24 protein-coding genes are annotated in these 25,479 nt (G+C 71.1%); 9 read left to right on the top strand and 15 right to left on the bottom strand.

Features of this window, described 5'->3' with window-relative positions; translation table 11 throughout:
* The first annotated feature begins 8 nt into the window (after nucleotides 1–8).
* From ABZU32_RS37445 to ABZU32_RS37435, 3 genes are all read left to right on the top strand, one after another.
* A complete protein-coding gene (locus tag ABZU32_RS37445) occupies nucleotides 9–1,364 on the top strand; it encodes an HD-GYP domain-containing protein (protein WP_354852961.1) in 1,356 nt (451 codons plus the stop codon).
* Between the two features lie 65 nt (nucleotides 1,365–1,429).
* Nucleotides 1,430–2,638, top strand: coding sequence for an HD domain-containing phosphohydrolase (locus tag ABZU32_RS37440; RefSeq protein WP_354930629.1), 1,209 nt, complete (start codon nucleotides 1,430–1,432; stop codon nucleotides 2,636–2,638).
* 131 nt (nucleotides 2,639–2,769) lie between these two features.
* Nucleotides 2,770–2,982, top strand: coding sequence for a biotin/lipoyl-binding carrier protein (locus ABZU32_RS37435; protein ID WP_354852958.1), 213 nt, complete (start codon nucleotides 2,770–2,772; stop codon nucleotides 2,980–2,982).
* 49 nt (nucleotides 2,983–3,031) lie between these two features.
* Here the strand turns inward: ABZU32_RS37435 and ABZU32_RS37430 are convergent, their stop codons facing one another.
* Nucleotides 3,032–3,412, bottom strand: coding sequence for a hotdog domain-containing protein (locus ABZU32_RS37430; protein ID WP_354852956.1), 381 nt, complete (start codon nucleotides 3,410–3,412; stop codon nucleotides 3,032–3,034).
* 421 nt (nucleotides 3,413–3,833) lie between these two features.
* Between ABZU32_RS37430 and ABZU32_RS37425 the strand changes: the two genes are divergently transcribed.
* Nucleotides 3,834–5,630 (top strand): protein kinase, encoded by a 1,797-nt coding sequence (locus ABZU32_RS37425; protein ID WP_354930584.1) that lies wholly within the window; start codon nucleotides 3,834–3,836, stop codon nucleotides 5,628–5,630.
* 60 nt (nucleotides 5,631–5,690) lie between these two features.
* Here ABZU32_RS37425 and ABZU32_RS37420 read toward each other — a convergent pair whose 3' ends face one another.
* The 5 genes from ABZU32_RS37420 to ABZU32_RS37400 form a co-directional block, all read right to left on the bottom strand.
* Nucleotides 5,691–7,337 (bottom strand): acetolactate synthase, encoded by a 1,647-nt coding sequence (locus tag ABZU32_RS37420; RefSeq protein ID WP_354852952.1) that lies wholly within the window; start codon nucleotides 7,335–7,337, stop codon nucleotides 5,691–5,693.
* Nucleotides 7,338–7,412: 75 nt separating this feature from the next.
* Nucleotides 7,413–8,411 carry a biotin synthase BioB gene (bioB, locus tag ABZU32_RS37415; protein WP_354852950.1) on the bottom strand — a complete coding sequence of 333 codons (999 nt, stop codon included), beginning with the start codon at nucleotides 8,409–8,411 and terminating at the stop codon, nucleotides 7,413–7,415.
* A 28-nt stretch (nucleotides 8,412–8,439) separates the two neighbouring features.
* A complete protein-coding gene (gene bioD / locus ABZU32_RS37410) occupies nucleotides 8,440–9,156 on the bottom strand; it encodes a dethiobiotin synthase (RefSeq protein ID WP_354930581.1) in 717 nt (238 codons plus the stop codon).
* Between the two features lie 10 nt (nucleotides 9,157–9,166).
* Nucleotides 9,167–9,901, bottom strand: a complete 735-nt coding sequence (locus tag ABZU32_RS37405; protein ID WP_354930578.1) for a GntR family transcriptional regulator — start codon at nucleotides 9,899–9,901, stop codon at nucleotides 9,167–9,169.
* Nucleotides 9,898–11,184 carry an 8-amino-7-oxononanoate synthase gene (locus tag ABZU32_RS37400; RefSeq protein ID WP_354930575.1) on the bottom strand — a complete coding sequence of 429 codons (1,287 nt, stop codon included), beginning with the start codon at nucleotides 11,182–11,184 and terminating at the stop codon, nucleotides 9,898–9,900. Before ABZU32_RS37400 ends, ABZU32_RS37405 begins: the two co-directional genes overlap by 4 nt.
* 69 nt (nucleotides 11,185–11,253) lie before the next feature.
* Here ABZU32_RS37400 and ABZU32_RS37395 point away from each other — a divergent pair, with 69 nt between their 5' ends.
* Nucleotides 11,254–12,711, top strand: a complete 1,458-nt coding sequence (locus tag ABZU32_RS37395) for a histidine kinase N-terminal domain-containing protein (protein ID WP_354930572.1) — start codon at nucleotides 11,254–11,256, stop codon at nucleotides 12,709–12,711.
* Between the two features lie 298 nt (nucleotides 12,712–13,009).
* On the opposite strand, the gene ABZU32_RS37390 is transcribed toward ABZU32_RS37395, so the two are convergent.
* Together ABZU32_RS37390 and ABZU32_RS37385 are read right to left on the bottom strand one after the other, a co-directional pair.
* Complete coding sequence (locus ABZU32_RS37390; RefSeq protein WP_354852941.1) at nucleotides 13,010–13,264, bottom strand: WhiB family transcriptional regulator; 255 nt, start codon at nucleotides 13,262–13,264, stop codon at nucleotides 13,010–13,012.
* Between the two features lie 288 nt (nucleotides 13,265–13,552).
* A complete protein-coding gene (locus ABZU32_RS37385) occupies nucleotides 13,553–14,527 on the bottom strand; it encodes a diacylglycerol kinase family protein (RefSeq protein ID WP_354930569.1) in 975 nt (324 codons plus the stop codon).
* A gap of 60 nt (nucleotides 14,528–14,587) precedes the next feature.
* Between ABZU32_RS37385 and ABZU32_RS37380 the strand changes: the two genes are divergently transcribed.
* Entirely contained in the window at nucleotides 14,588–14,965 is a 378-nt protein-coding gene (locus tag ABZU32_RS37380) for a hypothetical protein (protein ID WP_354930566.1), read from the top strand.
* 195 nt (nucleotides 14,966–15,160) lie between these two features.
* On the opposite strand, the gene ABZU32_RS37375 is transcribed toward ABZU32_RS37380, so the two are convergent.
* From ABZU32_RS37375 to sodN, 3 genes are all read right to left on the bottom strand, one after another.
* Complete coding sequence (locus ABZU32_RS37375) at nucleotides 15,161–15,961, bottom strand: RNA polymerase sigma factor SigF (protein WP_354852937.1); 801 nt, start codon at nucleotides 15,959–15,961, stop codon at nucleotides 15,161–15,163.
* On the bottom strand, nucleotides 15,958–16,395 hold the full coding sequence (locus ABZU32_RS37370; RefSeq protein WP_354852935.1) for an anti-sigma factor: 438 nt from the start codon (nucleotides 16,393–16,395) through the stop codon (nucleotides 15,958–15,960). Before ABZU32_RS37370 ends, ABZU32_RS37375 begins: the two co-directional genes overlap by 4 nt.
* A gap of 233 nt (nucleotides 16,396–16,628) precedes the next feature.
* Complete coding sequence (gene sodN / locus ABZU32_RS37365) at nucleotides 16,629–17,030, bottom strand: superoxide dismutase, Ni (protein WP_354852934.1); 402 nt, start codon at nucleotides 17,028–17,030, stop codon at nucleotides 16,629–16,631.
* An 82-nt stretch (nucleotides 17,031–17,112) separates the two neighbouring features.
* Here sodN and ABZU32_RS37360 point away from each other — a divergent pair, with 82 nt between their 5' ends.
* Nucleotides 17,113–17,430 carry a S24 family peptidase gene (locus ABZU32_RS37360; RefSeq protein WP_354852932.1) on the top strand — a complete coding sequence of 106 codons (318 nt, stop codon included), beginning with the start codon at nucleotides 17,113–17,115 and terminating at the stop codon, nucleotides 17,428–17,430.
* A gap of 83 nt (nucleotides 17,431–17,513) precedes the next feature.
* Here ABZU32_RS37360 and ABZU32_RS37355 read toward each other — a convergent pair whose 3' ends face one another.
* Entirely contained in the window at nucleotides 17,514–18,059 is a 546-nt protein-coding gene (locus tag ABZU32_RS37355; RefSeq protein ID WP_354930563.1) for a CGNR zinc finger domain-containing protein, read from the bottom strand.
* A gap of 459 nt (nucleotides 18,060–18,518) precedes the next feature.
* Between ABZU32_RS37355 and ABZU32_RS37350 the strand changes: the two genes are divergently transcribed.
* Together ABZU32_RS37350 and ABZU32_RS37345 are read left to right on the top strand one after the other, a co-directional pair.
* Entirely contained in the window at nucleotides 18,519–19,649 is a 1,131-nt protein-coding gene (locus ABZU32_RS37350) for an NADP-dependent malic enzyme (protein WP_354852994.1), read from the top strand.
* 372 nt (nucleotides 19,650–20,021) lie between these two features.
* The gene (locus ABZU32_RS37345; RefSeq protein WP_354852929.1) at nucleotides 20,022–21,383 is read left to right on the top strand and encodes a hypothetical protein; all 1,362 of its coding nucleotides are present in this window, start codon (nucleotides 20,022–20,024) and stop codon (nucleotides 21,381–21,383) included.
* Between the two features lie 162 nt (nucleotides 21,384–21,545).
* On the opposite strand, the gene ABZU32_RS37340 is transcribed toward ABZU32_RS37345, so the two are convergent.
* The 3 genes from ABZU32_RS37340 to ABZU32_RS37330 all read right to left on the bottom strand — a co-directional run bounded on the left by ABZU32_RS37340 (nucleotide 21,546) and on the right by ABZU32_RS37330 (nucleotide 25,438).
* Nucleotides 21,546–22,622 carry a trypsin-like peptidase domain-containing protein gene (locus ABZU32_RS37340; protein ID WP_354930560.1) on the bottom strand — a complete coding sequence of 359 codons (1,077 nt, stop codon included), beginning with the start codon at nucleotides 22,620–22,622 and terminating at the stop codon, nucleotides 21,546–21,548.
* A 270-nt stretch (nucleotides 22,623–22,892) separates the two neighbouring features.
* On the bottom strand, nucleotides 22,893–23,972 hold the full coding sequence (locus ABZU32_RS37335) for a trypsin-like peptidase domain-containing protein (RefSeq protein ID WP_354852925.1): 1,080 nt from the start codon (nucleotides 23,970–23,972) through the stop codon (nucleotides 22,893–22,895).
* A gap of 425 nt (nucleotides 23,973–24,397) precedes the next feature.
* Complete coding sequence (locus tag ABZU32_RS37330) at nucleotides 24,398–25,438, bottom strand: hypothetical protein (protein WP_354930626.1); 1,041 nt, start codon at nucleotides 25,436–25,438, stop codon at nucleotides 24,398–24,400.
* Nucleotides 25,439–25,479: the final 41 nt, after the last annotated feature.

The following is a 25,479-nucleotide window of genomic DNA, read 5'->3' as shown; positions in this document are numbered from 1 at the left end:
CGGTCGCAATGCGTGAACTACCTTGGCCGGCCAAGGCATATCTCGTCACGGTCGTCGCGGTGGCGGCGGCGCTGATCGTCCGGGGTCTCATCGACCCGGGCCGCCTGGCTGGGCGCGAATGGCCCACGTTGCTGGTCCTCGCGCTGCTGTTCCTGGTGTGCGAGTCGGTGCCGACGCTGCTCAACGTGGAGCAGGCGGCGATGTCCGTCAGCTTCTCCGCGGCGCTCGCGGCGGTGGTGCTGGTGGGGGATGTAGGCGCGGCCCTGGTCGGGGCGACGGCGGTTCTGAGCGTCCGGCCGGGGCTCCCCCTGCACAAGCGGCTGTTCAACGGCGCCCAGTTCGCGCTGTGCGGCTACACCGCGGGGTGGGTGTTCGAGTCGCTCGGCGGCCAGCAGGACGTGCCGAGCGTGGGCCGGTTCACCGACCTGCTCGTCCCGTTCATGGGCGCGGCGGCGGTGTTCGTCCCGCTCAACGCCGTGCTGTTCACCGTGATGCTGTCGCTGGCCGGGCAGCTGCGCCTCGGAGAGGTGCCGCTGCGCTCGGTCGCCCAGTTCCTGGTGTCCTACCTGGGCTACGCCACCTTCGGCCTGCTGATCGCGGGCCTGTGGGCCACGGTGCAGTCGATCTCGGCGGTGCTGGTGCTGCTGCCGCTGTTCATCGCCCGGTGGGCGTTCGGGCAGTACCTGGCCCAGCAGCGGTCCTACGACGCGACGATCGCCGCGCTGTGCCAGGCCGTCGAGACCAAGGACTACTACACCCGCGGCCACTGCACCCGCGTGTCCAGCGCCTCCACGATGATCGCGCAGGAGATCGGCATGGGCCCTGAGCGCATGCGCGCCATCGGCTACGCCGGCATGCTGCACGACGTCGGCAAGCTCGGCGTGCCGACCAAGGTCCTGCAGAAGGACGGCAAGCTGACCGAGGAGGAGTACGCCGCCATCCAGCTGCACCCGATGCGCGGGCTGGAGATCGTCCGGGGCATCGACTTCCTGGACGAGGCGTTCGCCGGCATCATGCACCACCACGAGCGGCAGGACGGCAAGGGCTACCCGATGGGCCTGGCCGGCGCCGAGATCCCGGAGTTCGCCCGCATCATCGCCGTGGCGGACGCCTTCGACTCCATGACCTCCGACCGCGCCTACCGCAAGGCCAAGTCGCTGGAGGAGGCCCTCGCCGAGCTGCGCAAGGGGTCGGGGACGCAGTTCGACCCCGTCATGGTGATCGCTTTCATCAAGGCCGTCGACCGGCGCGGCTGGGACGCTCCGGGCGCCATGCCCGCGCCGCCCGCCGACCAGGACGTCGAGACCGTCGCCAAGGACCACGACGACCCGACCACGCCGATCGAAGTGGTGTCCGAGCGGTGAGCGTCGCCTCCCGGCCCATCAACGGGCTCGACTCCGGCCAGCTCCTGCTGATCTGCGCCGCCGGCATGGTCACCGTCGCCGGCATCGCGCACACGGCCGCCGTCGGGCTGGCCGACCCGCACATCGCCATCGCCTTCGGCGCCCTGGTCGCCGCCGGCGAACTGGCCAGGCTCACCATGCCCGGCAACCGCGAGGTCGCGCCCATCGGCGCCGCTGCGGCCCTGGGGTACACCTTGCTCCTGGACGTGGGGGGCGTGCCGACGCGCCACTCCGCGCTCCAGGTGGTGGCCGTCATGTCGGCCGGGATGACGCTCGGCGCGCTCCCGCACATCGCCGTCGGCCGGCCGCCCCGGCTCGACGCGATCGCCCGCCGGCTGCTGTCGGGCGCCCTGCTCGCCTTCGCCTACCGCCCGCTCGCCGCGGTGCTGTACGAGACGGACGACCGCGGCGACGGCCCCTGGTGGGTGGTGCTCGGCGTCATGGCCGTGCTCATCACCGCCATGCTGGCCGCCGACGTCGTCATCGCCGCCGTGCTGCGGGCCGAGCAGGTGCGCACGGCGCTGCGCGTGGCCGTCCGGGACGAGCTGCGCATGGCCGCGCCGCTCGGCGCCGCGGTCGCCGCCTCGGGCACGCTGCTGGCCCTGGCCTCGCACAGCATGAACCTCGCGGCGCTCGTCGTGTTCGCGGCCCCGCTGCTGGTCACCCAGGTCGCCTTCCGCAAGTACGCGGGCATCCGCGCGACCTATCTGCAGACCGTGCGCGCGCTCGCCCGGGTGACCGAAGTCGGCGGGTACGTCGAGCCGGGTCACTCGCGCCGGGTGAGCATGCTCTCCCTGGCGATCGGCCGCGAGCTCGGGATGCCCGAGCCCGAGCTGCTGGAGCTGGAATACGCCGCGCTCATGCACGACATCGGTCAGCTGTCCCTGCGTGACCCGATCCCGGGCGGGGCGACCGTGCTCACCGACCCCGAGCAGGCGCGCAGCATCGCCGAGCTGGGCGCCGAGATCATCAGGAAGACCGGCGTGCTCGACCGCGTCGCCGACATCGTGCGCCGCCAGGGCGACCCGTTCTCCGGGCCGGAGACCCCGCCGCTCGCCAGCCGCATCATCAAGGCGGCCAACGCCTACGACGACCTGGTGGGCGGCTCCACCGACCGCGACCGGGCGGCGGCCGCCCTGGAACGGCTCCGGCTCGACGGCGGCGGCGAGTACGACCCCGCGGTGGTGGAGTCCATGGCCAGGGTCATCGACCGCCTCACCCCCACCGCTCGCTGAGCTCGGTGGCCTGCGCCTTCGAGGCGGCGACGTCGGGCGGGGGCGGGTGGGGTACTCGCTCGGGGGGCGCGGGAGTGCGACGATGGGCGGGGCCTTCCGACCCGGTCGATCATTGGTTGAGGGGAGTTCCGATGGCGGAAGTACGCGCCGAGATGGTGGCGAACGTCTGGAAGATCGTGGTCGCCGAGGGCGACGGGGTCAGCGAGGGCGACACGCTGGTCATCCTGGAGTCGATGAAGATGGAGATCCCGGTGCTCGCCGAGGACTCCGGCGTCGTGACCCGGCTCAAGGTGGCCGAGGGCGACGTCATCCAGGAGGGCGACCTGATCGCCGTCATCGAGTGACGTCCGCCGTGAGCGGGTGACGTCCGCCGGCGGCGGGTGGGGACCGTCGTCAGCGGGTGAGGCCGGCGAGGAAGCGCTCGCGGTCCACGACGACGCGCTCGATGGTGGCGACGGCCACCGTGCGGTCGCGGTCGGCGGCGGTGACCTCGAAGACCAGGCGCCTGCCGTCCACCTGGACGAGCTCGGCCGAGATCGCCACGTGCGCGCCCACCGGGCTCGCCGCGCGGTGCTCCAGGGTGACCTTGGTGCCCACCGAGGTCTGCCCGGGGGCGAGGTGGTCCCGCACCGCCCGCACGGTGGCCGCCTCGGCGAGCGCCAGCAGCCGAGGGGTGCCCAGCACCGGCACATCGCCGCTGCCCACCTTCATCGCGGTGTCCCCCCGCTCGACCATGATGAGCACCTCGGCGCGCAGCCCTGGAACGATCGTCATGCGGGCAAGCCTACGGTGCTGTCCGGCGCCATCCTGTTCGCGCGGTCTGGCACCACCTTCGCCGGTTGGCGGCCTTGGCGGGGATCGATGGAATACGCTCTTGGCGTGAGCCCTTACTGCGACCATTGCGGACGTCTCGCGGGAGACGAGGACCACTCCGCATGTCAGGCCGCACGGCTCATGGAGCCGCCTCGCTACTGTCCGGCGTGCCGACGCCGGCTGGTGGTGCAGGTGACGCCTCGGGGCTGGTCCGCCCGTTGCGTCGAACACGGCGTTACGACTCGCTGACACCCCGGCGCGAGTCGATACCGCCACAGGGTTTTGTGACTCCGGCGTGACCTTGTCGCGACACAAATCCGCTTGGTTGGAGAACTCTGGGGTGACGTCGTGTTGAACGCGGATTGGGGTTAGCGGGGGAGAGATGGTTGCCCAAGGGACCACGCTGGCGGGACGTTACCGGCTGGACGTCCGTCTCGGTGCCGGCGGCATGGGTGAGGTGTGGCGGGGCGAGGACACCGTCCTGGCGCGCACCGTCGCCGTCAAGGTGCTTTTACCGGGTCGCATGGACGATCCCGGGTTCGCCGCGCGCTTCCAGGGGGAGGCGCGCGCCATGGCCACGATCAACCACCCGGGGGTCGTGGACGTCTACGACTACGGCGTCAGCGAGGTCCCAGGGGACGGGCCCACCGCTTACCTGGTCATGCGGTTCGTCGACGGGGAGCCGCTGGACCGGCTGCTCACCCGGCTCACCCGCATCGGCCCCGAGCCCGCCATGGAGCTCATCGCCCAGGCGGCCTCGGCCCTGCAGGCGGTGCACGACCGGGGCATCGTCCACCGCGACGTCAAGCCGGGCAACCTGCTGGTGCGCCCGGACGGCTCGCTCGTCCTGACCGACTTCGGCATCGCCCGTGCCGACATGGGCCACCGGCTGACCGACGCCGGCATGGTCCTCGGCACGGCCGCCTACTGCGCGCCCGAGCAGGCCGAGGGGCAGCCGGTGACCCCGGCCGTCGACCTGTACGCGCTGGGCGTGGTCGCCTACGAGTGCCTGGCCGGCTACCGGCCCTTCGACGGCGACACGCCCGTCACCATCGCGCTCAAGCACATCCGCGAGGACCCGCCCCCGCTGCCGCCCGACGTCCCGCCGGCCGTGCGGCACCTGGTCGAGCGGGCTCTGGTGAAGGATCCGGCACGCCGGTGGCACAGCGCCGCCGAGATGAGCGTGGCCGCGCGGCAGGCCATGCGCGAGGACACCGGAGCCTCGGCCGCGGTGGCCGGGGTCACCGGACTGACCGGCATGATCTCCGCACAGCGCACCGCGACGATGGCCGGGCACCCGCACCAGATCGCCTCGCCGGAGACCGGGGTGCGGATGAACCAGGCCGCCGGCGGCTGGGGCGAGGGCGACCGCGGGCCGGCCACCGGGCCGCCTCCGGCGTACATCATGCCGGGCCCGGCGCACGCGACCGGTGCGCACCAGGCCGGCTCGTACCAGGCGGGCACGTACCAGGTCGGCACGCACCCGACCGGAGCGCACGCGCCTCCGGCCGTCACCGCCGCCTCCGCCCCGCCCCCACCTTCGCGCGGGCCCCGCGGGCGCCGCGCCGCGGCTCCCAGACGCGGCAAGGCCACCCTCATCATCGGCGTCATCGCCGCCGGGGCCGTCCTTGGCGGCGGCGGCGCGATCGTGTTCAACCAGGTCGCGGGGGCGGGCAATGCCTCGGCCGCCGAAGCGCCCCCCTCGCCGTCGGCGGACGCCCCCAGCGCCTCGCCCTCGCCCAGGAAACCGCGCCCCAACCGGCCGGCATCCAGCCCGCGTGACACGGTGGCCGGGTCGGCGCACACCGAGCCGTCCCCCTCGCCCACGCCCTCTGATCTGTCGCCGTCGCCGAGCGCGACCAGGACGCGCACTCCGTCGCCGTCGCCGACCATCAGCAAGTCCTCGGCGATCAAGAGGGTCGTGCCCGCGGTGATCAATCTGCTGCAGGCCAACGCGGTGACCAGGCTGCGGGCGGCCGGCTTCAAGGCCAAGGTGGACATCAGCGGGGAGCCGAGCTCCGAGGGGTGCAGCCGCGTGGTCGACCAGACCCCGGCGCCGGGCACGTCCTGGGCGGTGGACAAGGTCGTGACCATCGTCGTGGAGCAGGGCATTCCCTGCGGTGACCCGAGCGAGCCCCCCTCGCCGACGCCGACCCCCTCGGCCACCGCCACCTCCTGACCCCGCGGCCCCCGGCCGGCCCGCGCGCCTCGCGCGGGCCGGCCGGGGGCCGCGCGGAGGTCAGATGCCGGTGGTGGTGCGGGGGTAGGCGATCTCGGGGTCGGTGGCGATGTTCACCATGTACGGCACGCCCGAGTCGAACGCCCGGCGCAGCGCGGGACCGATCTCCTTGGGGGAGGTCACCAGCTCGCCGCCGCCGCCGAGCGCGGTGACGATCTGGTCGTAGCGGGTCTGCGGCCGCAGCTCGGCGGCCACGTCGTACCCGTACAGCATCTGCATGGGGTGCTTCTCCAGCCCCCACATGCCGTTGTTGCCGCAGATCATGACGACCGGCAGGTTGTGGCGGACCAGCGTGTCGACGTCCATCAGCGAGAACCCGGCGGCGCCGTCGCCGAGCAGCAGCACGACCTGCGAGGACGGGCGGGCCAGGCGGGCGGCGATGGAGTACCCGAGCCCGGTGCCCAGGCACCCGTACGGGCCGGGGTCGAGCCAGCACCCGGGCCTGCGCGGCTCGATGTACTTGCCGGCGTAGGACACGAAGTCGCCGCCGTCGCCGATCACCACGGCGTCGTCGGCCAGCACGCGGTTGAGCTCGCCGTAGATGCGCATCGGGTGGATGGGGTCGGCGTCGGACGACAGCAGCTCGAAGTCGCCCGCGATGGCGGTCGAGGCGGCCTCGGCCAGATCGGCCACCCAGCGGGAGTGGGAGGCGGGAGACACCCCGGCCTCGGTGCACGCCGTGCTGAGCCCCCAGAACAGCAGCGACAGGTCGCCCGCCGCGGAGGCGGCCGTGCCGACGTGCGTGGCGAGCTGCGACGGGGCGTCGGCGAGGTGGACGACCTTGGCCAGCGGGACGCCGTCCCTGCCGCCGAAGAAGCCGTAGCCGAGGCGGAAGTCGAGCGGCGTGCCCGCCACGATGACCAGGTCGGACTGCGAGAACGCCATGCCCCGCGCCCGGGTGACCAGCAGCTCGTGCCCGGCGGGCAGGATGCCGCGTCCCTGGCCGTTGGGGATGACCGGCAGGCGGTGGGCCTCGGCGAAGTCGCGCGCGGCCTCCTCGGCGCGGTCCATCCACACGTCCGAGCCGAGCACCAGCACCGGCCGCTCGGCCTCGGCGATCATGCGGGCGATCGAGGCGAGGGTGTCGGAGTCGGGTTCCAGCGGCGAGGGCGTCATCGTCTCGGCCTGGTGCGCCGGCGAGGGGGAGAACAGGTGGTCCATGTAGAAGTCGAGGAACACCGGGCCGCGGTGCGGGGCGACGGCCGTGCGGAAGGCCATCTCGACGTCCTGGCCGATCGAGTCGGCGCCGCCCGCCGTGAACGCCAGCTTGGTGATCGTCTCGAACAGCGGGGGATGGTCCATCTCCTGCAGCGCGCCGGACCCCCACCGGGAGGCCGGGGCCCTGCCGCCCATGACCACCATGGGGGAACCGTTGAAATGGGCGGTGGCGACGCCGCTGACGCCGTTGGTGATGCCGGGGCCGGCGGTCAGCACGGCCAGGCCGGGCCGCCGGGTCAGCCGTGCGGTGGCCTCCGCGGCGAACACCGCGCTCTGCTCGTGCCGCACGTCGACGATGCGCATGTCCTCGTGGACGGCCCCGTCGTACAGGGGGAAGACATGGCCGCCCGACAAGGTGAACATGACATCGGCACCGTATGCGCGTGAGACGGCGACCGCGATGTCGCCGGCGTGTTTTGCAGACTCCATGCGGTGAACCTACCTGTTCTGGCCTCGGTCAATCCTTGGAGCCCCATCTGTGCAGATCACGAGGCCCGGGCGAGGTCACAGAGCCTGCGACAGCGCCTTGATGGGCATCTTAAGGTCCGCCAGGAGCGCGAGGTCGCGTTCTGGGGAACGGCCGAGCGTCGTGAGGTAGTTGCCGACGATGATGGCGTTGACGCCGCCGAGCATGCCGTCGCGGGTGCCGAGGTCGCCGAGCGTCAGCTCGCGCCCGCCGGCGTAGCGGAGGATGGTGCGCGGCAGGGCCAGGCGGAACGTGGCGACCGTCTTCAGCGCCTCGCGGCCCTCGACCAGGGGGTAGGAGGCGAACGGCGTGCCCGGGCGCGGGTTGAGGAAGTTGAGCGGCACCTCGTCGGGCGCCAGCTCGCCGAGCTGGCCGGCGAACTCCGCGCGCTGCTCTCTGGTCTCGCCCATGCCGATGATGCCGCCGCAGCACAGCTCCATGCCGGCCTCGCGCACCATCTCGCAGGTCTGCCACCGCTCTTCCCAGGTGTGGGTGGTGACGACGCTGCCGAAGTGGGAGCGGGCGGTCTCCAGGTTGTGGTTGTAGCGGTGCACGCCCATCTCGGCCAGCTCGTCGACCTGCCGCTGGGTGAGCATGCCGAGCGAGCAGGCGACGTTGATCTCGACGGCCTCCCGGATGGCCTTGACGCCCTCGCGCACCTGGCCCATGAGCCGCTCGTCTGGCCCGCGCACGGCGGCCACGATGCAGAACTCGGTGGCCCCGGTGGCCGCCGTCTCGACGGCGGCCCGCACCAGGGACGGGATGTCCAGCCACACCGACCGCACCGGCGAGGTGAACTGGCCCGACTGCGAGCAGAAGTGGCAGTCCTCCGGGCACCCGCCGGTCTTGAGGGAGACGATGCCCTCGACCTCGACCTCGGGGCCGCACCAGGCCATGCGGACCTCGTGTGCCAGGGCCAGCAACTCGGGCAGGCGGTCATCCGGCAGCTCCAGGCAGCTCAGAGCCTGCGCGGCCGACAACCCCTGGCCCTGGTCGAGCACCTGGGCCCGTGCGATGTCGAGGATGTCCTTGGTCATCGGTTCCGCTGCTCCCTCGTCGGTTGCGTCACAGACTAAGGGTTGCCCGGAACCTGGAAGGATCGAAACCCCCGCCCAGGAGGGGGCCGAGCCCGTCGTGGGCCACACCGGCGAAGGCCGCGCGGCCGAGCGCGCCCGCCCCCTCGGGCAGCGCCCCGGCGAGCGGCCGCGCGGCCAGCGTCTCCAGGTCGGTGACGTTGCTCCGTTCGGCCAGGCCGGGGTCGCGGGGCCAGGAGCCGATCACCACGCCCGCCAGGTCGATGCCCCGGCCGGCGAGCGCCTCCAGGGTGAGCGCGGTGTGGTTGAGCGTGCCGAGCCCGGCCCTGGCCACCAGCAGCACGGGGGCGTGCACCAGGCGGGCGAGGTCGGCGATCGTGGCGCCGTCCTCGTCGAAGCGCACCAGCAGGCCGCCCGCCCCCTCGACGACCACGAGGCGGTGGGTGCTCGCCAGGTCGGCGACGCGCTCGGCGACGGCGGGGAGCGAGACGGGCGGCAGGCCGGCGGCCCGGGCCGCGGCGGCGGGGGACAGCGGGTGCGGGAAACGGCCGAACTCGAAGGTCGTGGTGACCCCGCTCAGCCGGATGACCTCGTCCAGGTCGCCCGCCTCGCCGGCCGCCACGCCGGTCTGCGCGGGCTTCACCACGGCCACCGACGCCTGGCGGGCGAGCGCCAGGGCGGTGACGGCGGCGGTCACCACGGTCTTGCCCACACCGGTGTCGGTGCCGGTGACCACCAGGATGCTCACCGGCCCAACCTTAGAGCCCCTGCTGGGGCGGCCTGTGCAGGCGCGTGACGAACTTGTACCGGTCGCCGCGGTACAACGACTGGGCCCACTCGACCGGGTGGCCCTCGGCGTCGAAGGCGTGCCGGGTGAGCAGCAGCATGGGCAGGCCCACGTCCACCCCGAGCACCTGCGCGTCGTACGGCGTCGCCAGCACGGTCTCTATGGTCTCTTCGGCGTCGGTGAGCTGGACGTTGTAGGCGTTGTGCAGCGTCTCGTACAGCGAGGAGTGCATCTCGAGCTCGCGCCGCAGCCGGGAGAAGCGGCGGGCGGACAGGTGGGTGGTGTCGATCGACATCGGCTCGCCGTTGGCCAGGCGCAGCCGGTGGATGCGCAGCACGCGCCCGCCGGGGTTGATGCACAGCCGCCGGGCCAGCGTCTCGTCGGCCGTGACGTAGTTGATGTCGAGGATCTTGGTGTCCGGCTCCAGGCCGACCGCGCGCAGATCTCCGGTGTAGGAGGTGAGCTGCAGCACCTGGGCGACCTTCGGCTTGGCGACGAAGGTGCCCTTCCCTTGGATGCGCAGAAGCCGTCCCTCGACGACCAGTTCGGTGAGCGCCTGCCGGACGGTGGTGCGGGAGGTCTCGAAGCGCACGGCGAGAGCGCGCTCGGGCGGCAGCGCCGCGCCCGCGGGCAGAGACTTGGTGAGTTCCAGCAAGTTCCGTTTGACGTCGTAGTACTTGGGAATTCGGGGAGAGTCTTCCGTCACACGTTCACCTTCATCTCGGCCACGGCGGTGAGCGCGCGTCCGATCACCGCTAGATCATCCGAACCCAGATTGGCCCGAGCGGTCAATCTCAGACAAGACAGACCTGGTGGCACCGAGGGCGGGCGGAAGCACCCGGCGCGCACCCCGTGCTCGGCGAACACCGCGGCGGCGCCGAGCGCGGCCTCCGGGGGGCCGAGCACGACCGGTACGACGGCGGCGGCGGGGGTTGTGGCGGGGAGACCACGCTCCTCCACCGCGCGGGCCAGCAGCGACGCATGCCGCCGGGCCTGTCCTGGCAGGTCAGGATGGTCGCTCACGATATCAAGCGCGGCGAGCGCGGCCGCGGCGGACGAGGGGGCGAGGCCGGTGTCGAAGATGAACGCCCGTCCCGCGTCGACCAGCGTGTCCACCACTTCGGGGGCCGCCAGCACGGCCCCTCCTTGGGAGCCGAGCGCCTTGGACAGTGTGACGGTTATCACGACCGACGGATGACCGGCGAGCCCGGCCGCGTGCACCGCCCCCTGGCCCCGCTCGCCGACGACGCCGAGCGAGTGGGCCTCGTCCACCAGCAGCAGCGCGCCGTGCCGGACGGCCACCTCGTGCAACTCGCGCAGCGGCGCGAGGTCGCCCTCGACGGAGAAGACCGCGTCGGTGACGACCAGGGCGTGCTCCTCGGCACGGCCGGCGAGGGCCTTGTCCACCGCGTCGACGTCCTTGTGCGGGGTGACCGCGACGCGCGCCCGGGACAGGCGGCACCCGTCGATGAGGGAGGCGTGGTTGCCCGCGTCGCTCACCACCAGCCCGCCGGCGCCGAGCGTCGCGACCGCGGCGAGGTTGGCCAGGTAGCCGGAGGAGAACACCAGGGCGCGGGCGGCACCGGTGAACCCGCGCAGGCGGTCCTCCAGATCGGCGTGCAGCGTCGTCGTCCCGGTGACCAGCCTGGACCCGCTGGAGCCGGTGCCCCACGCGCGGGCCGCGCGCACGGCGGCCTCGACCAGCCGTTCGTCACGGGACAGGCCCAGGTAGTCGTTGGAGGCCAGGTCGAGCAGGCCGTCGTGGTCGGGCGTGCGCGGGCGCAGGGCCCGCCCCAGCCCGGCGGCCCGGCGGGCCTCGGCGGCGGCGCGCAACCGCGCCAGAGGATCGGGCGGCGTCGTCTCACCTGGGTGACCCGTGCCGTCGGCCACGCCGTCCACGACCCTGCCGACGACCCTGCTGACGACATTGCCGGCGACCATGTCCATCGGGCGCTCCACGGGGTGTACGAGCACTTCTGTGTGCTCCATTAAGGGAATCTTCCCAGTGTGGACTCCCGCGATTCGCCTTGAGGTGGGGTTAGCACGCATGATGCACAGGTGCCGACTCTGAGCGAACTGGTGGCGCGCCACACCACCTGCGATCCCGCCGATCTGGAGTGGATGCACTCGCTGGTCTCCGACTGGCAGCTCCTCGCCGACCTGTCCTTCGCCGACCTCATCCTGTGGATCCCCTCGCAGGAGGGTTCGGCGTGGGTGGCGGTCGCGCAGATGCGCCCGACGACCGGCCCGACCGTCTACCACGACGACGTGGTGGGCTCCATCGTGGCGGTCGGCGAGCGTCCGCTGATCGACACGGCGTGGCGCGAGCACCGCATCTGCCGCGAGGGCGACCCCGACTGGTCCAGCGGCGTGCCCGTCCGCGAGGAGACCATCCCGGTGCGGCGCGACGACCACTTCGTGGCGGTCATCCAGCGCTCGACCAACCTGTCGTCGGCGCGCACGCCCTCGCGGCTGGAGCTCACCTACCTGCAGAGCGCGTCCGACCTGGCGCAGATGGTCTCCGAGGGGCGTTTCCCCTTCCCCGACGAGGGGCCCATCCTGGTGCGCTCCCCGAGGGTCGGGGACGGCCTGCTGCGGCTCGACCGGGCGGGCCGGGTGACCTACGCCTCTCCGAACGCGCTGTCGGCCTACCGGCGGCTGGGGCTGCACGCCGACCTGGTGGGCACCGAGCTGGGCAAGACCACCGCCACGCTGTGCTACTCCGGCGAGCCGATCAACGAAGACCTGATGCTGGTGGCCAGCGGGCGCACGCCGCGGGAGACCGAGGTGGAGGCCGGCGCCATCGTGGTGCAGCTGCGGGCCATCCCGCTGATCGTGGGCGGCGGCCGCATCGGGGCCCTCGTGCTGGTAAGGGACGTCACCGAGCTGCGCCGCCGCGAGCGCGAGCTGCTCACCAAGGACGCGACGATCCGCGAGATCCACCACCGGGTGAAGAACAACCTGCAGACGGTGGCCGCGCTGCTGCGGTTGCAGGCGCGGCGGCTGCGCGTTCCGGAGGGCCGCGAGGCGCTCGAGGAGGCCGTGCGGCGGGTCGGGTCGATCGCGATCGTGCACGAGACGCTGTCGCACACGCCCGAGGAGATCGTCGACTTCGATGACATCGCCGACCGCGTCATCGCCATGACCGGGGACGTCTCGGAGGCCAGCGTGGCCGTCCGCCGGGTGGGGTGCTTCGGCATGCTGCCGGCGATGATCGCCACTCCGGTGGCGATGGTGCTGACCGAGCTGCTGCAGAACGCGGTCCAGCACGGCTTCGCCTACGGCAGCGGCACGGTCAAGATCATCGTGTCGCGCACCGAGGAGCGGCTGGACGTGATCGTCGCCGACGACGGCCAGGGGCTTCCCGAGGGGTTCGACCTGGAGGCCTCGACCAGCCTCGGCCTGCAGATCGTCCGCACGCTGGTCGTCGGCGAGCTGTCGGGCCGCCTGGCGGTCCGGCCGGGGAAGGAAGGGGGCACCGAGGTCTCGGTGACCATCCCGGTGCAGCCGGCGTAGCGGCCGGCGTTCTCACCCGGACGGGGCGGGCTCCCGCGCGAGCGGCCGGTACTGTCGCCCCGACATGCCGTCGTCTTCGGGTGCGGTGCGGGCGTCCTGCGCGGAACGGGCTCCATGAACTGCTACGCCCGGCCATCGCGCGTGGCGATGCCGGGCGTTCCTGGTCCTGGCGCCGGGTCCGCGCGTGGCGACGCCGGCGTGTCCTGTTCCGTCCGCCGCGACACTGGGGCGGCCCGGAAGGCGAGGATGGGGGATGCGAATGCGTGGGACGGGCGGAGCTCAGGGGGTGCGTGGCGGTTCAGACGCCCGCACGGGCGCGGGCACGAGCGGTACGGCGCTTCACGGCGCGACGCTCGTCCTCGCTGAGGCCGCCCCACACGCCGGCGTCCTGGCCCGACTCGATGGCCCACTTCAGGCACGGGTCGCTGACCGGGCAGCTGCGGCACACCTGCTTGGCCTCTTCGATCTGCATGAGTGCCGGGCCGGTGTTGCCGATCGGGAAGAACAGCTCGGGGTCCACGTCACGGCAGGCAGCGCGGTGGCGCCAGTCCATGCGTTCCACTCCTTCGTAGGTGGAGCCTCGCGGCTCCGTCCGGAGACTGACGGATGTTTGTGAAGAGTTTCACTAACCAGGGCGAACTTTTGCCCGGACCAGAGGATGGGGGCCGGGAAGCTCGTGTCAGGGCGTGAAACGTCGAGGACACGGTGGATCCTCAAACGTCCTACGTTCCGACGTCACGACGAGCTTTTCAGGCATGCCCAGGTCACGCAAGAGGTTTGGGAGAACGTTTTGCACGTCATGGATGTCGGATGCATCACACTATGACGGGCTTGTACCAAATCAGACCAGAACTTGTAACGCCGCTGGAACCGACCGGAAGGTCACCCGCTCGCGCTCGCCGAGATAGTCACCGTCGAGCTGGAAGGCCGCGGGACGCCGCGCGACCAGCGTGAACTCCTCCTCGTCGTGCAACTGCACCAGATTGCGGCCGCGAGGAAGGCCGACCGGCTCGGCGATGATCTGGCGGGTCAGCCCGAACATGGTGACGATGCCCATCTTGCGCAGGCCCAGCAGATCGAGGCCCGTGTCGAAGCCCGCCCACGGCGTCGGGTTGATCGGCCGGCCGCCGACGTAGGTCCACGGGGAGGTGTTGGAGACGATCGCCAGGAACAGCCCCTCGACGGCCGGTTGGCGCGGGCGCTCCAGCCGCAGCGCTGGGCGGTGGCGGTCGGTGATGAGGTAGTGCCGCAAGGTCGTGTTGACGTAGCGGCTCGGAGACGCCTTGTACCCCGCGCCGCGCAGGCCCTCGACCGCGCGGATCACCTCGGCGTCGTACCCGAGGCCGGCGCAGAAGGTGAAGTACCGCCGGTCGTGCCCGGGCCCGCCCGCGGGCTCGGCCCCGTCGCCCAGCGCGCCGTCCTCCCAGACCGCGAGGCCGAGGCCGAGCGTGCGGCGGCGCCCCTCGCGGATGGCCTCCAGCACCGCGCCGGTCGCCTCCACCGGATCGTTCGGCAGCCCGAGCGAGCGGGCGAACACGTTGGCGCTGCCGCCGGGGAGCACGATCAGCGCCGGGGACGGATGCTCGCCGCCCATCATGCCGTTGACGGCCTCGTTGATGGTGCCGTCGCCTCCCAGGACGGCGACGACGTCGAACCCCTTCTCGCGCGCGGTCGCGGCGAGCGCCGTGGCGTGCCCGCGATGGCGCGTCTCCTCCACCGTCAGCTCGATCGCGGCGCCGAGCGCGCGGACCAGGACGTCCGTCGTGCGCCGGTTTGCCGAGGTCGCCGCGGGGTTGATCAGGAGGAGTGCGCGCATGCCGCCCAGCGTATCCACCGGCGGGGGACCCGCGACCTGGGTCAAGTAGGGTGACCCGATATGTCGAACCGTCCGGTGACCCTGACCGTCGCCGCCATCGTCCTGGCCGTCGAGGGGGCCGCGGCCGTCCTGCTCGGCGGTTACGTCGGCATCGAGACCATCATCGGCGCCCCGGCCGACGTGACCAGCTCGCTCTTCGTCGCCGCCTTCGGGGTCGTGGCCGGCGCCGCGCTGCTCTGGGTGGCCAGGGGCGCGCTCAAGGCCGCGCGGTGGAGCCGCGCGCCGGGCGTGGTCACGCAGATCTTCGCCCTGCCGGTGGCCGTTTCGCTCGTGCAGTCGGGGCAGGGGATCATCGGCGTGCTGCTCGCCCTGGCCGCGCTGGCAGGGCTGGCCGGGTTGCTGGCGCCCGCCACGACCCGCGCCATGATCGAGCGGTGACCGGCCGGCGCGGACGCGCCGTCCCGGCGAGCATGACCCCGCGCGGCCTCGGCCCGGCTTCCGATGGCGAAGGCCTCGCGGTCTCGGCTGAGTCCTGAGCGGTGAGGCCCTCGCGCGCCTCGGCTCGGTCTTCGGCGGTGAGGCCTCGCGCGCCTCGGCTCGGTCTTCGGCGGTGAGGCCCTCGCGCGCCCCGGCTCAGTCTTCGGCGGTGAGGCCCTCGCGCAACTGGGCGAGGGTGCGGGCGAGCAGGCGTGAGACGTGCATCTGCGAGATGCCGAGCTCGGTGGCGATCTGCGACTGGGTCATGTTGCCGAAGAAACGCAGCAGCAGGATGCGCTTCTCGCGGGGCGGGAGGCGTTCGAGCAGCGGCTTGAGCGACTCGCGGTACTCGACGCCCTCAAGAGACTCATCGACGATGCCGAGCGAGTCGGACACCGCGGGCGCGTCGTCGTCGCCGGAGTCGGGGGCGTCCAGCGAGACCGTGGAGTAGGCATTGGCCGACTCAAGGCCCTCCAGGACCTCCTCCTCCGACATCTGCAGATGGGCGGCGAGCTCGGCGACGGTCGGGGCGCGGCCCTGGCGCTGGGACAGCTCGCTGATGGCCTTGGTCAGCGAGAGCTTGAGCTCCTGCAGGCGGCGCGGCACCCGCACCGCCCAGCCCTTGTCGCGGAAGTGGCGCTTGATCTCGCCGACGATCGTCGGCGTGGCATAGGTGGAGAACTCGACGCCGCGCTCCAGGTCGAAGCGGTCGATCGACTTGATCAGACCGATGGTGGCGACCTGCGTGAGGTCGTCCAGCCACTCGCCCCGGTTGCGGAAGCGCCGGGCGAGGTATTCGACCAGGGGGAGGTGGAGCTCGACGAGCTCGTCGCGGATGCGCTGGCGGCGCGGATCGTCAGGGGACAGCTCGGCCAGCTCGCCGAACAGCCCGCGAGCCCGCACCCTGTCGGGGACGGTGCTGTCACTGCCGGCCACGGCGCGGGTCCTCTCGGTCACGGCAGCCTCGCAGACCCTCGGCGCTTGTGCAGGACGATCGCCATGCGATCAGGGGTGTCGGTCTCGGCGTCCACGTCGTCGGCGAGCGCGGTGAGCACCATCCACGCGAAGTCGTCACGCTTGGGCTCGGCCTGGCCGACCGTGCTGACCTCGACCCGGACGATCATCTCCTGGCCGGTCAACTCGAACTCGGCGATCAGGTCGGTGCCGGGCACGGCGTGGCCCAGCAGCATGGCGCACGCCTCGTCGACCGCGATACGAAGATCTTCGATCTCGTCCAGCGTGAAATCGAGCCGTGCCGCCAGCCCGGCGGTGGCCGTCCGGAGCACGGACAGATAGGCGCTGGCGGCGGGCAGGCGCACGCTCACAGCGTCACGGATCCCCGAGAGGCCACCGGGGATGTCGTCCGCACGCGTCGCTGTCTCGTCGGTCACGTTCCTCCTCGCACAGAGCTGCTGATTAGCAACTTACCGCCCCGTGCCCCATGGTGCAGGACTGGGACGCGCCGATAGTCGTGATCTTGTGGAAATGCGGCCGCTCCGCCTGACGTCCCGCTGGCCATTCCTTGGCACACCGGTGCCCTGACCGGGGTTTACCCGGCAGGAAAGACCTCTGGCCTCGCGCGCGAAGACAGCCGCGCGAGGCCAGAGAACGGGTAGTGCAAGGCTCAGGCGGCCTTGGTCTCCCAGAAGATCTTCGAAATCTCGTCGATCTTCCCGAGCAGGTCGTCGGCCTTGCTCACGTCCACCGTGCCCTTGGCCCCGGCCGCGCCCGCGAGCTTGGTCGCGTCCCAGAACAGCTGGTGGAGCTGGGGGTACTGCTCGAGGTGCGGCGGCTTGAAGTAGTCGGTCCACAGCACCCACAGGTGGTGCTTGACCAGTTCGGCCCGCTCCTCCTTGATCACCAGAGCCCGCGCACGGAACACGGGGTCGTCGTTGTCGGCGTACTTCTGCATGATCGCCTTGACGGAGTCCGCCTCGATGCGAGCCTGCGCGGGGTCGTAGACACCGCAGGGGAGGTCGCAGTGCGCGGAGGCGACATGGCCGGGCCGCAGCAGTCGTGCGAGCATCGGTTTCCTTCCTTGATGCTGATAACAGACAGCACTATCCGGTTCCCAACTTACTCGCCTTGATTCGCGGAGGCGGAGGGGGATGTGGTTCATGAGGGTCCGCGTCGAAGGGGAGTCGATGCTGCCCGTCCTGCGGCCGGGAGACTGGCTCGTCGTCCGCCGGGACGCGCCGGTGAGACCCGGCGACCTCGTCGTCGCCCGGCTCCCCGCGGACCCGTCGCGCATGATCGTCAAGCGCGCGGCGTGGCGGGAGGGCGACGGGTGGTGGCTCGAGAGCGACAACCAGCGCGCGCCCGGCCGCAAGGACAGCTGGGACTTCGGCGCCGTGCCCCCTGCGCTGCTGGTCGGCCGGGTCGTGCTGCGCTATTGGCCGCTGCGTGGCGGCCCGCGCCCCCGGTGACCTGACGGGCTCCTCGGGCGAGGCCACCGTGAACGGGTCGGTCGGCAGGACGCCCGTACAGGCGGAGCAGGCTGGGCGAGAGGTCAGGCGGGGTGGCCGCTGAGGTGGCGGCGGCGGGCGCGGTAGGCGGCCACGTTGGCCCGGGTGGCGCAGCGCTCGGAGCAGTAGCGGCGCGACCGGTTGGAGGAGGTGTCTAGGTAGACCCGCCGGCACGGCGTCGCGCCGCAGGCGCCGAGCCGGTCGACGCCGAGGTCGGTGACCAGGGTGGTGAGCCCCATGACCGCTCCCGCGGCGTACTCGTCGGACGGGCGCCCGGCATCGGTAAGGTGGAGGTGCCAGCGCTGCCCGTCGTGGCGGGAGATCTGCGGGCGCACCGGGTGGCGCACGAGCAGGGCGTTCAGCCGGCCGACGGCACCGTCCTCGTCGTGGCGCGCGGCCGCCGCGAACACCGCGGTCAGCTCGCGGCGCAGCTCGCGAAGCACCTCGAGGTCGGCACGGGTGAGCCGGGCGGCCTGCTCCTCCCGTCCGGCCTCGGTGAGGAGGCGGGCCGCCCCTTCGAGGGTGTCGAGCGCGGTGTCGTCGCTGTTGACCAGCAGCACCGCAAGCTCGGCGTAGGAGGTCAGGTCCACGTCGCCTCCGCGGCGGTAAGAGTCGGTTCGGCATATCGAGTATTACATGTTCCCCGGTGGGGTGCCCCTGGATGTCCCTACGGGTGGGGGATCGGCGGCTGTCGGGTACGGCCGGGGGAATCACGGCGTGAACGTCCGGGTATGAGTCCGAGGCGGGGGGAGAAGTAGTGATATGTCCGGTTTGAAGCGTCTGGTGGTGCGGCGCGATCCACGGAACCGTGGTCTCGCGGGCATCGGCAGGCGTCTCGACATGTGGCACAATCAAGCAACGGGTGACCCCCGTACCCCCTCCAAGGACGACCGTCAACGACGACGGCCGCCGGGCGGCTACAGAAGCCTGGGCCTCGTTCGCCTGCGGCCGTCTACCGAAGGAATCCGTCCTTAGACACAGGGGTCGCTGTGGCAGTCACGCCGTTCTCCGCTTCTCTCGAAACACTCGATCTCGATCCCGCGTTCGCGATGCACCGCGGCGGCAAGCTCGAGGTCCGCTCCACCATCCCGGTCCGCGACGCCGACGACCTGTCGCTCGCCTACACGCCGGGCGTCGCCAGGGTCTGCACCGCCATCGCCGACCAGCCCGAACTCGTCTCCGAGTACACCTGGGTGTCCAACCTCGTCGCCGTCGTCTCCGACGGCACCGCCGTCCTCGGCCTCGGCGACATCGGCCCGGCCGCGGCCATGCCCGTCATGGAGGGCAAGGCGCTGCTGTTCAAGGAGTTCGGCAACGTGGACGCCGTGCCGATCTGCCTCGACTGCACCGACGTGGACGCCCTCGTCGAGACCGTGGTCCGTCTCGCGCCCTCCTTCGGCGGCGTCAACCTGGAGGACATCAGCGCCCCCCGCTGCTTCGAGGTCGAGAACCGGCTGCGCGGGCTGCTCGACATCCCCGTCTTCCACGACGACCAGCACGGCACCGCCATCGTGGTGCTGGCCGCCCTGCGCAACGCCGCCCGCCTGACCGGGCGCTCCCTGGGCGACCTGCGCGCCGTCGTCGCCGGTGCGGGCGCGTCGGGCGTGGCAGTCACGCGCATCCTGCTGAACGCCGGCATCGGCGACATCGCCGTCTCCGACTCCAAGGGCATGATCTACCAGGGCCGCGAAGGGCTGAACCCCTACAAGGAGGCCCTGGCCAGGGACACCAACCGCGGCGGCCACACCGGTTCCACCGAGGAGGCCCTGGCCGGCGCCGACGTCTTCATCGGCCTGTCCGGCTCCACGCTCTCCGAGCACGCCGTCGCCGCCATGGCCCGCGACTCCATCGTCTTCGCCCTGTCCAACCCGACGCCCGAGGTGCTCCCCGACGTGGCCCGCAGGCACGCCCGGGTGGTCGCCACCGGCAGGTCCGACTTCCCGAACCAGATCAACAACGTGCTGGCCTTCCCCGGGGTGTTCCGCGGCGCCCTCGACGTCCGCGCCACCACCATCACCGAGAACATGAAGGTCGCCGCCGCCGACGCCCTCGCGGCCGTCGTCGGGGACGACCTGTCGGAGGACTACGTCATCCCCAGCCCCTTCGACCAGCGCGTCGCCCCCGCCGTGACCGCGGCCGTCGCCGACCAGGCCCGGCTCGACGGCGTCGCGCGCACGTAACCCTCGGCCGGCTCGCGTGCCCGTGCGGCACGCGGCGGCTCGCCATCCAGGTCGTTCCAGCGCCATGCGCGCCGTCCATGCGGCGCCGTTCAGGGGGCGCCGGGACCCGCCACGCGGGCCCGGCGCCCTCGTGCTTTCCCGCGCGAAGGCTGTGCATCGAACATCCCCGGCGAAATGACGCCCCTTCGTCATGACCCGGCGCTCCTGCGGTCAAGTCTTGGGAATTCCCACACCGCGTCACGCATCGTGCTATAACAAAAACCCTCCGTTACCCGCCGGACGACGGCGTGCACGAAGGGCGCACGCTCGCACCAGAGCTCACGGCGGAGTGCCGACAACCGATCCGCCGTAGTCCTCCCTGGGGAAAGAGCGATGCGACGCGAGCCCAACCTTCTTCTTCGGCACCTCATCGCCGAGGCCGGCTTCTCCCACAAGGGGCTGGCCCGCAGGCTCAACGACCTCGGAGCCGCGCGGGGCCTGATCGGCCTGCGGTACGACCACAGCTCGGTGTCGCGCTGGATCGACGGCCAGCAGCCGCGCGACCCGGCGTCCGCGCTGCTCGCCGAGATCTTCGCCCTGCGGCTCGGCCGGCCCGTCACCTCGGAGGACCTCGGTATGGCGGGGGGAGCCACGCCCCTCGACCTCGGACTGGAATTCCCACACACGTGGCAGGAGGGTGTCGAGACCGTGACAGCACTATGGAGGGCGGACCTGCAACGGCGCAGGTTCCTGCTCGACTCCGCCTTCGCCGTCGGAGCGGGCTCGTCGGGGGCCCTGCGATGGCTCACCTCCCCCGCCGAGGACCGGCCCCGCGCCTCCGGGGTCCGCAAGGTCGGCGCCCACGACATCGCCGCCATCCGCGAGGTCACCCGGTCGTTCGGCGAACTGGACAACCGCTTCGGCGGCGGCCGGGTGCGCCCGGCGGTCGTCCGCTACCTCGACTCGGCCGTCGCCCCCCTGCTCAAGGACGGCGTCTACGGCGAGGCCACCGGCAGGGCGCTGGCGTCGGCGGCGGCCGAGGTCACCCGCCTGGCCGGGTGGATGGCCTACGACCTGGAGCAGCACGGGCTCGCTCAGCGTCACCTCATCCAGGCGCTCAGCCTGGCGCGCGGCGCCGGCGACCACGGCTTCGGCGGCGAGATCCTCGCCGGCATGGCGCACCAGGCCATATATATAGGCCGCCCCCGGCACGCCCTCGACCTGGCGCGGGCCGCCCAGGTGTCGGCGCGGCGGGCCGAGGTCCCCTCCTTGCTGGCCGAGGCGTACGTGCTGGAGGCGCACGCGCACGCCCGGCTCACTGACGGCGTGGCGTGCGCCATGGCCCTGCACGAGGCCGACCTGGCCTTCGACCGCCGCCGTCCGGAGGAGGAGCCCGAGTGGATCCGCTACTTCGACGAGGCCTACCTCGCGGCCAAGTACGCCCACTGCTTCCGCGACCTCGGTGACGGGGCGCAGGCCGTGCGGTACGCGCGCCGCTCCCTCGACATGGACGGCCGCTACGTCCGGGGGCGCATGTTCAACCTGTCGCTGCTGGCCTCGGCGTACGCCCTGTGCGGGGACGTCGAGCAGGCCTGCCACGTGGGCGGCGACGCGCTGGACCTCGCCGGCGGCCTGCAGTCGGTCCGCACGAGGTCCTATGTCGCCGACCTGCGCCGGCGGCTGGAGCCGCTGAGCAGGGAGCCGGCGGTGGCCATGCTGGTCCGGCGCAGCCGCGAGCTGGCTCCCGCGGCCTGACGGCCGGGACGGGGGTGATCCGCGTCCGCGGCGGTCGTGGATGGGGGAGGTCGCCTCGAAACGAGCCGGCCCGGCCCCGGGAGTCCGGGGCCGGGCCGATCGTGGCGGAGGATCTCAGCCCCACAAGTGAGGCCGGGGCGTCCGCCGGTGGAGCGTGGGTGGTCAGCGGATGGAGCCGGACCACAGGTTGGCGGCCTTGCGGTAGACCGCGTAGGTCTCGCTGTCGAAGTACGGCGAAGTGCTGAAGTCGTACCGGCCGTTGCCGTCGGAGTCGCCGATGAGGCTGGTGACGCCGTTGACGTAGCCGAGCCGCTTGGTGCTGCTGTACTTGGTGATCCACGGGCCGCCCGCGGAGCCGGCGGTCATGGAGCACTTCAGCGCGACCTGCGCCTCGGCCTTGTAGGCGGCGCTGACGCCCGCGGGCTTGGTGGCGCCGTAGCACCACTTCGGCGTGACCCCGGTGAAGGGCCGGTCGCCGTCGGGGTGCGGGCCGGCGGGGTAGCCGAACGCGTAGACCGACTGGCCGATCTTCTGGTTCCAGGCGAAGCCCTGGCCGCCGACGTTGTCGCCGAGGCGGCCGACGTCCTTCCAGCTACCCGGCTGGACGCCGTTGTAGACCGTGACGAAGGCGTAGTCGCTGTCGTAGTCCTCGTAGTTGGCGAAGTCGAAGTGGGTGTAGGCCGACTTGCCGACGTAGATGCCGTAGGGCGTCTTGCCCTGGTAGTACGCCGGAATGAACACCCAGTGGTCCAGGGTGTCGCGGTTGGCGTCGGTGTCGTAGACGCAGTGACCGGCGGTGGCGACGAGGTTGTGGTACTTCGACTGGATCGAGGACGCCGAGCACCAGTAGGGCTTGCCGTGGACCCGGAAGAACACCTTGCCGATGGTGCGCGGCAGGTTGACGTTCTTGACCTTGGTCGGGGTGATCTTCTCCTGGCCGATCGGCGGCACGACGCCGGTCTTGCCGTCGGGAGCGGCGTCGCTTCCGCCGAACTTGACCTTGCCGCTGATGGAGGAGTCGTTGGAGTAGCGGGTGGCGGCCTTGAGCTGCCTGCCGCCGTTCGCGCTCCAGAACTTCGCGGTGGTGCTCGCCTTGCCCTTGCTGGAGGCGAGGGAGACGTTCGTCGGCTGGGGCTTGGCCGTGGCCCCGGCGGACGAGGTGAGGGCGGCGCCGATCATGCCGGTGGCGGTGACGGCGGCGCCCAGGGGGAGGATGAGGTGGCGTGCTCGGATACTCATATAGCTCCTCTTGTTCTGACATGGAAACATCACTTATGTCCCATGCGTCCCAAAGGGGATGACTTGAGCCTATGTCATTTCTTTACACGCACCGTATGAACCGCCCGTTTATCCGGACATTAATGCCTTAAATGGGATATTAAGTGAGTAAAACCTCACTGGACAGTGAGGTTGAAATGACGAAGGGCCCGGCTTTCGCCAGGCCCTTCCGCACGCCGTGCTCAGCGGTCACGGCACCTCAGGCGCCGTTCCGCCCCGCCGGCGGGATGCTCACTTACCGATCTTGCCGGACCACAGGTTGGAGGCGGCGCTGTAGATCGAGTAGGTCTCGCTGTCGAAGTACGGCGAGGTGGCGAAGTCGAACCGGCCGTTGGCGTCGGTGTCGCCGACCAGGCTGGTCACGCCGTTGATGTAGCCGACGCGCGCCGTGCTGCTGTACTGGGTGATCCACGGGCCGCCGGAGGCGCCGGCCGTCATGGAGCACTTCAGCGCGATCTGCGCCTCGGCCTTGAAGCCGGGGACGGTGCCGGCGGCGGAGGTCTTGCCGTAGCAGTACTTCGGCGTCAGGCCGGTGTAGGGCCGGTCGCCGTCGGGGTGCGGGCCCGCGGGGTAGCCGAACGCGTACACCGTCTGGCCGATCTTCTGGTTCCAGGCGAAGCCCTGGCCGCCGACGTTGTCGCCCAGGCGGCCGACGTCCTTCCACGTGCGGGGCTCGACACCGTTGTACACGGTGACGAAGGCGTAGTCGCTGTCGAAGTCCTCGTAGTTGGCGAAGTCGAAGTGGGTGTAGGCCGACTTGCCGACGTAGATGCCGAACGGCGCCTTGCCCTGGTAGAAGGCCGGGATGAACACCCAGTGGTCCAGGGTGTCGCGGTTGGCGTCGGTGTCGTAGACGCAGTGACCCGCGGTCGCCACCAGGTTGCGGTACTTGCCCTGGATGGAGGAGGCGGAGCACCAGTAGACCTGGCGGCCCAGGCGGAAGAACACCTTGCCGATGGTGCGCGGCAGGTTGACGTTCTTGGCGTGGGTCGGGGTGACCTTCTCCTGGCCGATCGGCGGCACGACGCCGGTCTTGCCGTCGGGAGCGGCGTCGCCGCCGCCCATCCGGACGCGGCCCTTGACGGCGGCGTCCTCGGTGAACTTGGTGGCGGCCTTGAGGGCCTTGCCGCCGCTGGCCGTCCAGAACTTGACGGTGTCCAGGGCGGCGGCCTTGGTAGTGGCCAGGGCGTCGGAGGCCGGCGCCGCGGCGGCGGAGGCGGAGGCCCCCGCGGTGAGGGATGCCGCGATCATGCCGGCGGCGACGGCGGCGCCGCCGAGAGGGAGCACGATTCGCTTGACTCGGGTGTTCAATGAGACTCCTTGTTCTGCCGCAGGACCTGACTCCTGCCTCAGTGACCCCAAAAGGGACAGTCTGAACCTATCGGTCTGATCATGAAAAACGGGCCGTAAGGATCAATGGACCGACCGGCTTCCGGCCGCTCCACGTGGCGCTCACCCGCCCCCTGAACCCGGCCGTCGATCACGCAACCACAGGTGGAAACGGTCCAAAGGCCCAGTGCGTCAGCGGTCGGGTTGGATTACACACAAAGCGAAATGTGATGCAAATCACTCCGAATGGTACCTATTGCTGACCTTCGACGAGCGCCGCAATCATTGGTGCGCAGGTCAGAGCGGAGGAGGGATCGGAAATGTGCCGAAATGGCCGCAGGGCCCGGCACGAAATGCCGGGCCCTGCGGTTCACTGCTGGAGACTGCTGTTCCGATCAGAAGGAACGTCAGGCCTTGGAGACGAGCCCGCCGTCCTTGGTGACGATCGAGCCGGACCACAGGTTGGCGGCCGACTTGTAGATCGAGTAGGTCTCGGTGTCGAAGTACGGCGAGGTGCTGAAGTCGATACGGCCGTTGGTGTCGGCGTCGCCGATGAGGCTGGTGACACCGTTGATGTAGCCGAGACGCTTCGTGCTGCTGTACTTCAGGAGCCACGGCGCACCGGAGGAGCCGGCGGTCATGGAGCACTTGAGACCGATCTGGGCCTCGGCCTTGAACGCGGCGGCCGGCTTGGCGGCGAAGGTCTTGCCGTAGCACCACTTCGGCGTGACACCGGTGAACGGCTTGTCACCGTCGGGGTGCGGGGCCGCGGGGTAGCCGAAGACGTAGACCGGCTGGCCGACCTTCTGGTTCCAGGTGAAGCCCTGGCCACCGACGTTGTCGCCCAGGCGACCCGCGTCCTTGTAGTAGATGATGAAGTAGTGGGTGACGTAGTACTCCGTGGCGGTGGAGGTCTTGACCCACTTCTTCACGAAGAAGGACTGCTTGAACCACGCGGTCTCGGTGCCGTTGGCGTCCTTGGTGACCGTGAGCTCGCCGAGGAACTTGCCGTCCGCCTTCTGGGCCAGGAGAGTCTTGTACTCCTCCTGGCTGATGGCGACCTTGTCGCTGATCTCGGGGAACTGGGTGCCGTTGTCGAAGCCCTTAGGAGCCTTGTCGTAGGTCGACTTGACGACCTCGACGCCGGTCAGCTTGACGCCGTTGATGCCCTCAGAGATGTACTTGGGCAGGTTCTGCGCGGTCGGAGCCGGGTTCGTCGGCACCGCGACGCTCTCGACGCTGTCCGAGACCTTGGTCCAGGTCGGGCCGTTGGGGCCGTACTTCTCGACGAGCTTGTCGTACTCTTCCTTCGTGATCTTCTCGTCCTTGGCGTACTTGTCGCCCTTCCAGGAGTCGAAGGTGGACTTGGTGACTTCCTTCTCACCGGCGTAGTTGATGCCGTTGTAGACCGTGACGAAGGCGTAGTCGCTGTCGTAGTCCTCGTACACCGCGAAGTCGTAGTGGGTGTAGGCGGCCTTACCGACGTAGA

The sequence above is a fragment of the Sphaerisporangium sp. NPDC005288 genome (genome assembly GCF_040607475.1).
Lineage (GTDB): Bacteria > Actinomycetota > Actinomycetes > Streptosporangiales > Streptosporangiaceae > Sphaerisporangium > Sphaerisporangium rhizosphaerae.
Note: the sequence above shows the minus strand (reverse complement) of the source record. Positions and strands in the feature narration are given on the sequence as shown.

What these genes read in the sequence shown, in the direction of transcription:
- ABZU32_RS37445 (WP_354852961.1), top strand. Translation starts at nt 9, where the DNA reads ATGCGTGAACTACCTTGGCCGGCCAAGGCATATCTCGTCACGGTCGTC.
- ABZU32_RS37440 (WP_354930629.1), top strand. Translation starts at nt 1,430, where the DNA reads ATGGTCACCGTCGCCGGCATCGCGCACACGGCCGCCGTCGGGCTGGCC.
- ABZU32_RS37435 (WP_354852958.1), top strand. Translation starts at nt 2,770, where the DNA reads ATGGCGGAAGTACGCGCCGAGATGGTGGCGAACGTCTGGAAGATCGTG.
- ABZU32_RS37430 (WP_354852956.1), bottom strand. Translation starts at nt 3,412, where the DNA reads ATGACGATCGTTCCAGGGCTGCGCGCCGAGGTGCTCATCATGGTCGAG.
- ABZU32_RS37425 (WP_354930584.1), top strand. Translation starts at nt 3,834, where the DNA reads ATGGTTGCCCAAGGGACCACGCTGGCGGGACGTTACCGGCTGGACGTC.
- ABZU32_RS37420 (WP_354852952.1), bottom strand. Translation starts at nt 7,337, where the DNA reads ATGGAGTCTGCAAAACACGCCGGCGACATCGCGGTCGCCGTCTCACGC.
- bioB (WP_354852950.1), bottom strand. Translation starts at nt 8,411, where the DNA reads ATGACCAAGGACATCCTCGACATCGCACGGGCCCAGGTGCTCGACCAG.
- ABZU32_RS37400 (WP_354930575.1), bottom strand. Translation starts at nt 11,184, where the DNA reads ATGGAGCACACAGAAGTGCTCGTACACCCCGTGGAGCGCCCGATGGAC.
- ABZU32_RS37390 (WP_354852941.1), bottom strand. Translation starts at nt 13,264, where the DNA reads ATGGACTGGCGCCACCGCGCTGCCTGCCGTGACGTGGACCCCGAGCTG.
- ABZU32_RS37385 (WP_354930569.1), bottom strand. Translation starts at nt 14,527, where the DNA reads ATGCGCGCACTCCTCCTGATCAACCCCGCGGCGACCTCGGCAAACCGG.
- ABZU32_RS37380 (WP_354930566.1), top strand. Translation starts at nt 14,588, where the DNA reads ATGTCGAACCGTCCGGTGACCCTGACCGTCGCCGCCATCGTCCTGGCC.
- sodN (WP_354852934.1), bottom strand. Translation starts at nt 17,030, where the DNA reads ATGCTCGCACGACTGCTGCGGCCCGGCCATGTCGCCTCCGCGCACTGC.
- ABZU32_RS37360 (WP_354852932.1), top strand. Translation starts at nt 17,113, where the DNA reads ATGTGGTTCATGAGGGTCCGCGTCGAAGGGGAGTCGATGCTGCCCGTC.
- ABZU32_RS37350 (WP_354852994.1), top strand. Translation starts at nt 18,519, where the DNA reads ATGCACCGCGGCGGCAAGCTCGAGGTCCGCTCCACCATCCCGGTCCGC.
- ABZU32_RS37345 (WP_354852929.1), top strand. Translation starts at nt 20,022, where the DNA reads ATGCGACGCGAGCCCAACCTTCTTCTTCGGCACCTCATCGCCGAGGCC.
- ABZU32_RS37340 (WP_354930560.1), bottom strand. Translation starts at nt 22,622, where the DNA reads ATGAGTATCCGAGCACGCCACCTCATCCTCCCCCTGGGCGCCGCCGTC.